Raw genomic sequence first — 11340 nt, forward strand, 5'->3', positions numbered from 1 at the left:
TACGTCCCCCGGTCGTCGGGGGCGGCAGGGGGATTTGCGGGAAGTTGCGGAAAAGGCGACAATCGTCGCCATATGAGCAACACGCCGCCCCGCGCTTTGATGGACCTGCTGTTTGGCAGCACCCGCCAGGCGGTACTGGCCGTGCTGCTGCTGCAGCCGCAGGCCAGCTTCCACCTGCGGGAACTGGCCCGGCTGACCGGCCGCCATGCCGGCACCCTGGGTCGCGAGCTGGACAAGCTGGTCGAGGGCGGGCTGCTGCTGCGGGCGGAGCGGGGCAACCAGGTGCACTACCAGGCCAATCCAGCCTGCCCGCTGTTCGACGAACTGGCTTCGATGTTCCGCAAGACCCACGGCGTGGTCCCAGCGGTACGCGAGGCATTGGAGCCACTGGCCGACCGAATCCAGGTGGCCTGGATCTTCGGATCGACTGCCAAAGGGACCGATACCGAACGCAGCGACATCGACCTGCTGGTGCTGGGCGAGGTGGACTTCGCTGATCTGGTCAAGGCCTTGCATCCGCTGGAGGCTAGCCTGCGCCGCGAGATCAATCCTGTGGTGTACTCGCCCGGGGAGTTCCGGCGCCGGTGGCAGGCGGGCGAGGCGTTTGCCCGGCAGCTCATGGACGGGCCAAAGCTGATGGTCTTGGGAGACAGGGATGACATTGGAGAACCTGCTGGCGATCCGCCAGCTGATGCAGCACTCGGCTGATGCGGTGGCCCTGCGCAAGCTGCTGGAGGCGGCGCGTCGCAACCTGGCCGATGCACAGATTCCGCAGGTAAGCGCCGACAACCGGTTCGACGCGGCCTACAAGTGCGTCTTGCAGTGCGCGATGCTCGGGCTGTGGGGCAATGGCTATCGCACCTCCACCAGCCAGCCCGGCCATCACCAGACCGCCATCCAGTGCCTGGTGCACACGATGGGCGTGGCCCCGGACGAGATCATCGTGCTGGACGCCTTGCGGCGGCAGCGCAACATCACCGATTACGAGGGCGATCCGGTCTCGGAGGCCACGCTCGCCACCTGCCTGCGGCAGGCTGCCCGCCTGCTTGCGCACACGGAGCAATGGCTCCGTGCACACCGCCCGGACGCGTTGGGGGACGCATGAACCTGCACCAGGAACACCACTTCGAGCGCGAGATCTGTGCGCACCTGGCCGCTCATGGGTGGCTCCATGAAGCCGGCGATGCCGCCCGTTACGACCGTACCCACGCCCTGTACCTGCCGGACCTGCTGGCATGGATCGAGCAGACCCAGCCGGAAGGCTGGCAGGCGCTGGCCCGTACCCATGGTCCGCAGCTGGGCCAGCGCCTGGCCGAGCGGCTGCGCAAGAACCTCGACGAGCGCGGCACTCTTGACGTGCTGCGGCGTGGCGTGGAGATGGTCGGCCTGAAGCGCCCGCTGTCACTGGTGCAGTTCCGGCCGGCGTTTTCGATCAACCCGGTGATCGAGCAGCATTACGCGGCCAACCGCTTGCGCGTGGTGCAGCAGGTCAAGCATTCGCCCAACCGGCCCAACGACTGCATCGACCTGGTGCTGTTCGTCAACGGCATCGCGGTGGCCACGGCCGAGCTGAAATCCGACTTCACCCAGAGCGTGGGCGATGCGGTGGACCAGTACCGGCTGGACCGCAACCCGCATCCCAAGGGTGGGGTGGTGGAGCCGTTGCTGGCATTCCCGGGTGGCGCGCTGGTGCATTTCGCCGTCAGTCAGGCCGAGGTGATGATGACCACGCGGCTGGCTGGCACCGATACGTTTTTCCTGCCTTTCAACCGTGGCAATGCCGGCGGTGCCGGCAACGCGCCGGATCCGGGCGGGTTCGCCACCCGTTATCTGTGGGAGGAGGTATGGGCGCGTGACAGCTGGCTGGAGATCCTGGGCCGCTACCTGATCGGCAAGCGCGATGAGAAGAAGCAGCTGAAGACGGTGATCTTCCCGCGTTATCACCAGCTCGATGCCACACGCAAGCTGGTGGCCGACGTCCGCGCCAACGGGGCGGGGCAGCGCTACCTGATCCAGCACTCGGCCGGTTCGGGCAAGACCAACTCCATCGCCTGGACAGCGCATTTCCTGGCCGACCTGCACGACGCAGCCAATGCCAAGGTGTTCGACAGCGTGCTGGTGGTCAGCGACCGCACGGTGCTCGATGCCCAGCTGCAGGAGGCGATCTTCGATTTCGAGCGCACCACCGGCGTGGTGGCCAGCATCACCGGCGATCAAGGTAGCAAGAGCGCGCAGCTGGGCGAAGCGCTCAAGGGCGGCAAGAAGATCATCGTCTGCACCATCCAGACATTCCCCTTCGCACTCAAGGCGGTGCAGGAGCTGGCCGCAACCGAGGGCAAGCGCTTCGCAGTGATTGCCGACGAGGCGCACAGTTCGCAGACCGGCCAGGCGGCGGCCAAGCTCAAGGAACTGCTGAGCGCGCAGGAATGGGCGGAGCTGCAGGATGGCGGCGAGATCGACACCCAGACCCTGCTGGGTGCCCAGATGGGGGCGCGCAGTGCCGAGTCCGGATTGACGTACGTGGCATTCACCGCCACCCCCAAGGCCAAGACGCTGGAACTGTTCGGGCGGCGCGGGCCGGACGGGCTGCCGCAGCCGTTCCACGTCTATTCCATGCGCCAGGCCATCGAGGAGGGCTTCATCCTCGACGTGCTCAAGAACTACACCCCCTACAGCCTGGCCTTCCGGCTGGCGCACAACGGCCAGGAGTTCGACAACACCCAGGTCGAGCGTTCCACCGCGATGAAGGGGATCATGCAGTGGGTGCGCCTGCATCCGTACAACATCGCCGCCAAGGTCCAGATCGTGGTGGAGCATTACCGGGAGAACGTGCAGCCGCTGCTCGATGGACGCGCCAAGGCGATGGTCGTGGTGGGCTCGCGGCGCGAGGCGGTGCGCTGGCAGAAGGCGTTGCGTGCGTACGTGGAGCGGCAGGGCTATCCGCTGGGTGTGCTGGTGGCGTTCTCCGGCGAGGTCGATGACCCGGAGAGCTATCCGGAACCGGTGACCGAAGCCAATGGTCTGCTCAACCCCGGGCTGAAGGGCCGCGACATCCGCGAGGCTTTCTCTGGCCCCGATTACCACCTGCTGCTGGTAGCCAACAAATTCCAGACCGGTTTTGACCAGCCGCTGCTGTGCGGCATGTACGTGGACAAGAAGCTGGGCGGCATCCAGGCGGTGCAGACCCTGTCCCGGCTCAACCGCGCCCATCCCGGCAAGGACACCACCTACATCCTGGATTTCCAGAACGATACCGACGAGATCCTCGCCGCGTTCCGCACCTACTACGAGACCGCAACGCTTGAGGCGACCACGGACCCGAACCTGGTCTACGACCTGCGTGCCAAGCTGGATGCGGCTGGTCACTACGATGACTTCGAGGTTGAGCGGGTGGCGCGGATCGAGCTGGACCCGCAGGCAAAACAGTCGCAGCTGGCCGCTGCCCTGCAGCCGGTCGCCGATCGCCTGCTCAAGCGTTACAAGACCGCGATGGAAGCCCGTGCTGTGGCCGAAGCCGCCGGGGATGGCAAGACCGCCGCTGCTGCCAAGGACACGCTGGACGCACTGGTCCTGTTCAAAGGCGACATGGGGGCATTCGTACGCGTGTACGCATTCCTGTCGCAGATGTTCGACTACGGCAACACCGACATCGAGAAGCGCTTCCTGTTCTACAGGCGGCTGCTGCCGCTGCTGGAGTTCGGGCGCGAACGGGATACGGTGGATCTGTCGAAGGTGGTGCTGACGCACCACAGTCTGCGCAACACCGGCACGCGCAATCTGGCGCTGGCGGGGGCAGAGCCCTATCCGTTGCCGCCGATCGAGGCGATAGGCAGTGGCGGGGTACGGGAGAAAGAGCAGGCCTATCTTGTGGAGATCATCGAGCGGGTGAATGGCCTGTTCGAAGGCCAGATCAGCGACCAGGACCAGCTGCAGTACGTGCAGGGGGCACTCAGGGGCAAGCTGTTGCAGAACGCCACCCTGGCCCAGCAGGCCGCTGACAACACCAAGGAGCAGTTCGGTAACTCGCCGGATCTGTCGCGCGCCCTCGTGGACGCGATCATCGATGCGTTTGAGGTCCATACCACGATGAGCCAGCAAGCCCTCGCTTCGCAGAGGATCCAGGAGGGACTGCGGGAGATCCTGCTGGGTCCGGGGCAACTTTATGAGGCGCTGCGGGCCACGCATCTGGCCACAGAGGGGCCACGCGCGTGAGGCCGTTCACCGGTCCAGACGGGCGCGGTTGAGCCGGGGCTTAGCCTTCCCAACTTCTTGCCAGCATCACCTCGTGGCGTCTTCACGGACCCGCCGTATTCTCGCCGCCCTTCACGGCCGCTCGCGGCGTCCACCCAGGCGTCCTGCCGACAATCCCATCGATGCGGCTTCGACGGACGAGCGTTCCGCACTGGGCGTGCTCAATGCCATCAACAACCACGAGATCGCAGCCGGCCAGCAAGCGCGGGCAAGCAGGTCGGCGGTGAGGTGGCGGCGTACGCGCAGACCCGCCCGGAAGTGCGCGCGCACCTGCAGACCACCCGCGAGCACGTCGCCCGCCACCTGGAGCGCGCCAAGGCGCTGCAGCAGGGCGCTGGCGGCTGACCGCACAGCGCGGGCCTACGGCCCGTCCGGCCGGCCGCCCGCCTCGTCAAGGCGCTGCACCTGCGCCGGTGTCAGCGACCACTCGTAGTCCCGTCCGGCCAGCGAGTAGTACACCTGCTGCGCGACAAACCGTTCGTAGCCGTGGCGGTCGGCGACCGCCTGCGACTTCGCCAGCTGCCAGCCGGAGTAGTTCGACACGCCGATGTAGCGCACCTTGCCGGCGCGCACCGCCTGGTCGAGGGTGGCCATGACCTGTTCGACCGGCGTCATCGCGTCGAAGTGGTGCAGCTGCAGCAGATCGATCTAGTCGGTATCCAGCCGCTGCAGCGCCGCGTCGACGCTGCGGAGCAGGTGGTGGCGCGAGGCGCCGACATCGTTCGGCCCGGGACCCGAGCGCAGGGTCAGCTTGGTGGAGATGATGGCCTGGTCGCGACGGCCCTTGAGCGCCGCGCCGAGCACGCGTTCGGAATCGCCGTCGGAGTACACGTCGGCGGTGTCGAACAGGTTCGCGCCGGCTTCCAGGCACAGGTCGACCAGCCGTTTCGCCTCGTCCACGCCGGTATTGCCCCAGGCGGAGAACAGCGGGCCTTTGCCGCCGAAGGTGCCCGCGCCGAAGCCCAGTGCGGGCACCCTGAATCCTGAACTGCCGAGGTAGCGGTATTCCATGGCTCTGCCTCGATGAGACCGTCGCGATCCGACGCCGGCCACCGTAGGTCCTTCCCCCGGCCGCCGGTAGCAGGCACTCTTGAATGCCGCTTATTCCGGCTTCGAATGAATGGACATGCTGCGTGCCATGCAGGTCTTCGTCCGGGTCGTCGAGCTGGGCAGCCTGTCGGCGGTCGCGCGTGAACGGCACACGACCCAGCCGACCGTCAGCAAGCTCGTCGCCGCGCTGGAGGACCGCCTTGGCGTGCGCCTGCTGGAGCGCAGCACCACGCACGTGGTGCCGACCGAGCAGGGCAGGCGTTTCCACGAGCGCGCCAGGCGCATGCTGGAAGACTTCGACACCGCCGTCGCCGACGCGCGCGGCCTCACCGAGACGCCGGCGGGGCTGCTGCGCGTCACCGAGCCGGTCAGCCTCGGCGTGCTGCGGCTCAATCGCCTGGTCCAGGAGTTCATGCGCGACCACCCGGACCTGGAGGTGGAGCTGATCCTCAATGACCGCGTCGTCGACCTGGTCGAGGAGCGCATGGACGTGGCGATCCGCATCGGCGCGCAGCTTCCGCCGAACATGGTCGCCAGGAAGATCGCCGTATCGCCGCGGCGCCTGGTGGCCGCGCCGTCCTACCTCGACACCCATCCGGCCATCCGCCGGCCCGAGGACGTGCCCGCGCACAACTACCTGCGCTTCGCCTGGGCGAGCGATGTCGTCGAGCTGCACGGACCCGGCGGCGCGCGGACGACGCCCAGCCTCAGCGGCCGCTACCGGATCAACAACTCCATGGCCATCCGCGAGAGCCTGCTGATGGGCACCGGCATCGGCCTGGCCCCCGGCTGGCTGGTGCAGGACCTGGTCGACGCCGGGCAGCTGGCCGTGGTGCTGCCTCAGTGGCAGGCACCGCCCCACGAGGCCTTCGTCCTCTATCCGTCCCGTCGCCACCAGCCGGCCCGCGTGCGCGAGTTCGTGCGTTTCATCGGCGAGCGGCTTGCAGAGCAGCCGGGGTTCGCGGTGCCGGGGTAGATGGGACAGCGGGGACAGCCGGAGCGTGACCGTCCTGGCGGTGCGGCACCAGCGCGAGGACCACCATCACCAGGGGCGCCGGTAGCGTCGGGCGGAGCGGATCGGCCTCCTGCTTGTTCAGCCAGACGGCGTCGTGCCGGGTATCCTGACCCACCCCGAGACACGTGTAGCCCCGATGGCCAAGCCCAACCCCCTCCAGGAACAGCTGCTCAAGGCCGGGCTGGTCAAGAAGTCCAAGGTGGCCGAGGTGGCGCGCGAGCAGGCCAGGGCACGCACGGCCAAGGGCGGCGGGGCCGGGCCGAGCGGGATCGAGCTGGAGGCGCAACGTGCGCGGGCCGAGAAGGCCGAGCGCGACCGGGCGCTGGAGGCCGAACGCAAGGCACAGGCCCACGAGCGCGAGCTGCAGGCGCAGGCCAGGCAGATCGTCCGCGACCGCAAGGTCGCGCGCAGCGGCGAGCTGGAGTACCGCTTCACCGCCGCAGGGGTGATCCGCACCCTGCTGGTGGACGAGGACCAGCGTCGCAAGCTGGCCTCCGGCGCACTGGTCATCGTCGATGCCGGTGAAGGCTTCGAGCTGCTGCCGCGGGTGGCCGCCGACCAGGTGCGCCAGCGCGACGCGACGATGATCGTGGTCGACCATGGCCAGGCCTCGAGCGAGCCGGTCGATCCGGCCGACGAGGACGCCGCCTACTACGCGCAGTTCAAGGTGCCCGACGACCTGATGTGGTGAGCCGGGCAGGGCCGTCCGTGGTCCGCTGGCCGGTACCGGATCACGATGCGGCCACGGGCCTGGTGGGAACCTGACCGGCCACAGGCACGGGCTGGAGCCGTCGATGGCCTACACCAACACCTACCTCGAATCCGAGCCCGTCCGCGCCGACGTGGACGCGCGCGCAGGCGTGCTGCTGCTGGAGTTCGGCGCGCCCTGGTGTCCGCACTGCCAGGGCGCGCAGCCGGCGATCGAGGCCTTCGTGTCCGAGCATCTACGGCTGCAGCATCTCAAGATCGAGGACGGGCGCGGCAAGCCGCTGGGCCGCTCCTTCAAGGTCAAGCTGTGGCCGACGCTGGTGCTGCTGCGTGAGGGCCAGGAGCTGGCGCGGGTCGTGCGCCCGCGCACCAACGAAGACCTGCTGGAGCTGCGCTCGGCGATGGTCGGAGGCTGAGCGGGCAAGGCGGATCCTCGCGCCGCGACACGCCCGGCCCGCGCTACGCATCGCGGCGCCGGATTCAACCCTTCCTTGCGCTGGCGGCTTCCCGGGCGGCGGTGTCGATCACCTCGGCCACGGTGGTCACCTTGTAGCCGCGGGCGCTGAGGTCGTCGTAGACGCCGCGCCAGCCGGAGCCGCCGGCGAAGGCGCCATGGACGAGCACGACGTTCTTCACCGCGCCGGTGCCTTCGGCGGCCTGCGCGGGCGGGGTGGCGGAGGCCGCCAGGGCGATACCCAGCAGGGTGGGGAGCAGCTTGTTCAAGGCGAAGTCCCCGGGTCGTGTGGGCAACCGGCTCGGGGCGGCCCGGCCATTCTCGGGCGCTGAGACGGTACGCGGCCATGCTTCCGGCAGACGAAACAGGAAGGGGACTGCATGGACACCGCACTGACCCGCGTCATCGACGCCATCGCCTTCGCCGCCCATGCGCACCGGTTGCAGAAGCGCAAGGACGCCGAAGGCACGCCCTACATCAACCACCCGGTCGAACTGGTCCGCATCCTCGCCGTGGAAGCCCGGGTCCAGGACACGGACGTGCTCTGCGCCGCCGCGCTGCACGATTACCTGGAGGACTGCTGCGGCGGCGAAGGGCAGCCGACGCTGGAAGAAGGCCGGCGCATGCTGGAGCACCGCTTCGGCGCCAGCGTGCGGCTGCTGGTGGAGGCGGTGACGGACGACAAGTCGCTGCCCAAGGCCGAGCGCAAGCGCCTGCAGGTCGAGCACGCCGCGCACATCCCCGAAGGCGCGCGGCTGATCAAGCTGGCCGACAAGATCGCCAACCTGCGCGACATCGCCACTTCGCCCCCGGCCGACTGGCCGCTGTACCGCCGCCGCGACTATTTCGATTGGGCCGGGCAGCTGGTGGACCGCCTGCGCGGAACCCACGCCGCGCTTGAGGCGGTGTTCGACCAGGCGTTCGCGGCGCGGCCGGTGTAAGGGCTACGGATCCCCCTGGGAAGGCGCCGGTCCGTTCTTCGCCAGCCGGGCATGGCGCAAGCGTAGGCGCCTGCCGCCACGCCCCCTGTACGCCGCCGCTGCCATGGTGTCCGAACCGCCGCCCGCACGGCCGCCGCCATGCACCTCATCCAGCTCTTCCTCCCGCTCCACGACAACCACGGCAAGGCCTTCCCGAAGGCGATGTTCGACGCGGTACGTGCGGAGCTGGCCGAACGGTTCGGCGGCGTCACCGCCTTCGTCCGCGCGCCGGCGGTCGGACTGTGGGACGACGACGACGGCTCGGTGCAGCGCGACGAGGTCGTGCTGTTCGAGGTGATGGCCGCCCGCGTCGACCATGGCTGGTGGGCGGCGTACCGGCAGGCCCTGGAGCGACGTTTCCGCCAGGAGGAAGTGCTGGTGCGGGCCAGTGCGGTAGAGCGCCTGTAGGTTGCGGGCGCTCGCTTATCCCGCCGGTTTGGCGCGACACGGCGGGGAGCCGACCGGACCGGCGTGCGGCGCCCTGGAGGAAGTGCTCAGACCGGTGGTTTGCGCGCGCTGAGGAAGGTCCACAGGTCCTGGTAGGACGGGACCAGCACGTCCTGTTCGCAGCGCTCGACGAAGTGCGCGTCCACGGCCTCGCGGATCAGCGGCAGTACCTCGCGGCGCAGGGCGCGGTCGATCGCGTCGTCGCGGCCGTGTCCGCAGCATTGCATGCTGAGCATGCCGCCCGGGCGCAGGGCGCGGGCGATGTGGCCGATGATGCCGGTGATGAACTCCGCGCGGGACTGGCCTTCGCGCACCGGATCCATGGTCAGGTCGTAGATCACCGCGTCCAGGTCGCGTGCCTTGGCGATCCAGGCGAAGGCGTCCCCGATGACGATGTTCGCGTGCGTGCTGTCGAAGGCGTCGCCACACAGGGCCGGCAGGTGCTCGCGCGAAAGCTGCATCACGCGGGCGTCGATCTCGACCATGGTCAGCTCCGACGGCAGCGTGTCCAGCGGCTCGAAGGTGCGGATCAGTTCGTTGAGGACGCCGCCATCGCCACCGCCGAGGATGGCCACCCGTTCGAGGCGGCGCAGGGCCAGCAGCGGGCTGGTCATCGCCACGCCGTAGGCGACGTCGGATTCGGAGATCTGGAGGTCGTCGTCGAGGAACAGCTGGCCGCCGAAGCGCGGGTGGCGGCTGACGATGACGTGCTGCAGGCCGGTGTGCTCGTCGGCAAGCAGGGTGGTGGCGGCCGGTGCGGCCGGCGGGGCGTGCAGGCGGAAACCGGCGCGGTGGCCGTTGGCTGGATTCAATCCGGGATCCTCCCAGTGAAGTGGAGGTGTCCCATGCTCGCCAATTGCGGTCAGCGGTTCAAGTTCGGGGCTGAATCCCGGGAAAAAGCAGCGTACCCGGCGCGTTCGCCGCGCGGAGTGCATGGATCGGTTCGAGCAGCGATGCCTTCGCACATCCACTCCGGCATCATTCGCCGATGACCGCAACATCGCCTCCCACCGCGCCCGCACCGCTGACCCGCGCCACCGTCGCCCGCCAGGCCTGGCCGATCATCCTGGCCAATGCCTCGGTGCCGCTGCTGGGCCTGGTCGACACCGCGGTGATCGGCCACTTCGGCAGCACCGCGGACCTGGGCGCGCTGGCGCTGGGCGCGCTGCTGTTCAACTTCATCTACTGGAGCTTCGGCTTCCTGCGCATGTCCACCACCGGCTTCGTCGCGCAGGCGGCCGGCGCCGGCGACGAGGCGGAGGTGCGCGCGGCGCTGCTGCGGCCGCTGCTGCTGGGCGTCGCGCTAGGCCTGGCAGTGTGGGTGCTGCAGTGGCCGCTGGTCGCCGGTTATTTCGCGTTGATGGATGCCAGCGCGCCGGTCGCGGATACCGGCACCGCCTACTTCGGCGCGCGGATATGGGGCGCACCGGCGGCGCTGGCGCTGTATGCGCTGTGCGGGGCGCTGATCGGACTGGGACATAGCCGCACGCTGTTGGCGGTGCAGCTGTTGCTCAACGGGCTCAACGCGGCGCTGGACGTGTATTTCGCCGGCGTGCTGGACATGGGCGCGCGCGGCATCGGCCTGGGCACTGCCATCGCCGAATGGGTGAGCTGCGTGGTCGCCGCGGTGCTGGTATGGCGGCTGCTGCGCGAGCGGCATCGCGACGGCGAGCCGTTCCTGCCATGGACGCGCATCCGCGATCGCGCGCGGCTGCGGCGGACGCTGGCCGCCAACGGCGACATCATGATCCGCACGCTGTGCCTGCTGGCCGGCTTCGGTCTCTTCGCCCGCCAGGGCGCAGGGCTGGGCGATGCGACGCTGGCGGCCAACCACCTGCTGCTGCAGCTGGTGTCCTTCAGCGCGTTCTTCCTGGATGGCTTCGCCTTCGTCGCCGAAGCGCGGGTGGGGACGGCGGTGGGCGCGGGCGACCGCGCCAGGTTCCGTCGCGCGGTGCGGCTGACCAGCGAGCTGGCGGTGGTCACCGCCGCGGCGCTGGCGATCGGCCTGTGGCTGGCCGGCGGAGTGATCGTCGGCGGGCTGACCTCGCTGCCGGAGGTGGCGGCGATGGCGCGCACATACCTCCCGTGGACGTCGCTGTACGTGCTGCTGTCGGTGGCGGCGTTCCAGCTGGACGGGGTGTTCATCGGCGCCACCGGCACGGCGCAGATGCGCAATGCGGCGGTGGTGTCGCTGGCGGTGTTCGCGCTGTGCGCCTGGGCCGGCGCGAACACGTGGGGCAACCACGGCCTGTGGGCGGCGATGGTGGTGTTCGTCATCGCCCGCGCCGCCGCGCTGCTGCCGTATTACCGGCGCCTGGACGCCGACCTGTCCTGACCGTCGGCATACCACATCGTAGAGCGGGGCTCGCCCCGCTGCTTTTTCCGGGGCGTCGGTTCACCCGGCGTGGGAGTCGGGCAAGCCCGACTCTACAAGG

The 11340-nt window shown here is 69.0% G+C and carries 11 protein-coding genes and 1 pseudogene; 9 read left to right on the forward strand and 3 right to left on the reverse strand.

Features of this window, described 5'->3' with window-relative positions; genetic code table 11:
- Positions 1-72: 72 nt before the first annotated feature.
- Genes M503_RS0110395 through M503_RS0110405 form a run of 3 tightly spaced genes read left to right on the forward strand, consistent with a single transcriptional unit; the run spans position 73 to position 4212 of the window.
- Positions 73-708 carry a nucleotidyltransferase domain-containing protein gene (locus tag M503_RS0110395; protein ID WP_028920510.1) on the forward strand — a complete coding sequence of 212 codons (636 nt, stop codon included), beginning with the start codon at positions 73-75 and terminating at the stop codon, positions 706-708.
- A complete protein-coding gene (locus tag M503_RS0110400) occupies positions 662-1105 on the forward strand; it encodes a DNA-binding protein (protein ID WP_231472359.1) in 444 nt (147 codons plus the stop codon). Before M503_RS0110395 ends, M503_RS0110400 begins: the two co-directional genes overlap by 47 nt.
- Positions 1102-4212 (forward strand): type I restriction endonuclease subunit R, encoded by a 3111-nt coding sequence (locus tag M503_RS0110405; RefSeq protein WP_028920508.1) that lies wholly within the window; start codon positions 1102-1104, stop codon positions 4210-4212. The genes M503_RS0110400 and M503_RS0110405 overlap by 4 nt, the downstream gene beginning before the upstream one ends.
- 435 nt (positions 4213-4647) lie before the next feature.
- On the opposite strand, the pseudogene M503_RS16280 reads toward M503_RS0110405, so the two are convergent.
- Positions 4648-5262 (reverse strand): annotated as a pseudogene (locus tag M503_RS16280) (aldo/keto reductase); the annotation flags it as partial.
- A gap of 115 nt (positions 5263-5377) precedes the next feature.
- On the opposite strand from M503_RS16280, the gene M503_RS0110425 reads away from it, so the two are divergent.
- The 3 genes from M503_RS0110425 to M503_RS0110435 all read left to right on the forward strand — a co-directional run bounded on the left by M503_RS0110425 (position 5378) and on the right by M503_RS0110435 (position 7440).
- A complete protein-coding gene (locus M503_RS0110425; protein WP_197017215.1) occupies positions 5378-6277 on the forward strand; it encodes a LysR family transcriptional regulator in 900 nt (299 codons plus the stop codon).
- Positions 6278-6452: 175 nt separating this feature from the next.
- Entirely contained in the window at positions 6453-7007 is a 555-nt protein-coding gene (locus M503_RS0110430) for a DUF2058 domain-containing protein (protein WP_028920504.1), read from the forward strand.
- Positions 7008-7110: 103 nt separating this feature from the next.
- Positions 7111-7440 (forward strand): thioredoxin family protein, encoded by a 330-nt coding sequence (locus M503_RS0110435; protein WP_028920503.1) that lies wholly within the window; start codon positions 7111-7113, stop codon positions 7438-7440.
- 64 nt (positions 7441-7504) lie between these two features.
- On the opposite strand, the gene M503_RS17630 is transcribed toward M503_RS0110435, so the two are convergent.
- The gene (locus tag M503_RS17630; protein ID WP_028920502.1) at positions 7505-7747 is read right to left on the reverse strand and encodes a hypothetical protein; all 243 of its coding nucleotides are present in this window, start codon (positions 7745-7747) and stop codon (positions 7505-7507) included.
- A gap of 111 nt (positions 7748-7858) precedes the next feature.
- Here M503_RS17630 and M503_RS0110445 point away from each other — a divergent pair, with 111 nt between their 5' ends.
- Both M503_RS0110445 and M503_RS0110450 read left to right on the forward strand, forming a co-directional pair.
- Positions 7859-8419: an HD domain-containing protein gene (locus M503_RS0110445; RefSeq protein ID WP_197017216.1), complete on the forward strand. Its 561-nt coding sequence runs from the start codon at positions 7859-7861 to the stop codon at positions 8417-8419.
- A gap of 138 nt (positions 8420-8557) precedes the next feature.
- Positions 8558-8866 carry a hypothetical protein gene (locus tag M503_RS0110450; RefSeq protein ID WP_028920500.1) on the forward strand — a complete coding sequence of 103 codons (309 nt, stop codon included), beginning with the start codon at positions 8558-8560 and terminating at the stop codon, positions 8864-8866.
- A gap of 86 nt (positions 8867-8952) precedes the next feature.
- Here the strand turns inward: M503_RS0110450 and M503_RS0110455 are convergent, their stop codons facing one another.
- Positions 8953-9717 (reverse strand): spermine synthase, encoded by a 765-nt coding sequence (locus M503_RS0110455; RefSeq protein WP_028920499.1) that lies wholly within the window; start codon positions 9715-9717, stop codon positions 8953-8955.
- Positions 9718-9893: 176 nt separating this feature from the next.
- Here M503_RS0110455 and M503_RS0110460 point away from each other — a divergent pair, with 176 nt between their 5' ends.
- A complete protein-coding gene (locus M503_RS0110460; protein ID WP_037061139.1) occupies positions 9894-11240 on the forward strand; it encodes an MATE family efflux transporter in 1347 nt (448 codons plus the stop codon).
- The last annotated feature ends 100 nt before the right edge of the window (positions 11241-11340 follow it).

The organism is Pseudoxanthomonas suwonensis J47 (genome assembly GCF_000513955.1).
Taxonomy (GTDB): Bacteria; Pseudomonadota; Gammaproteobacteria; order Xanthomonadales; family Xanthomonadaceae; genus Pseudoxanthomonas; species Pseudoxanthomonas suwonensis_C.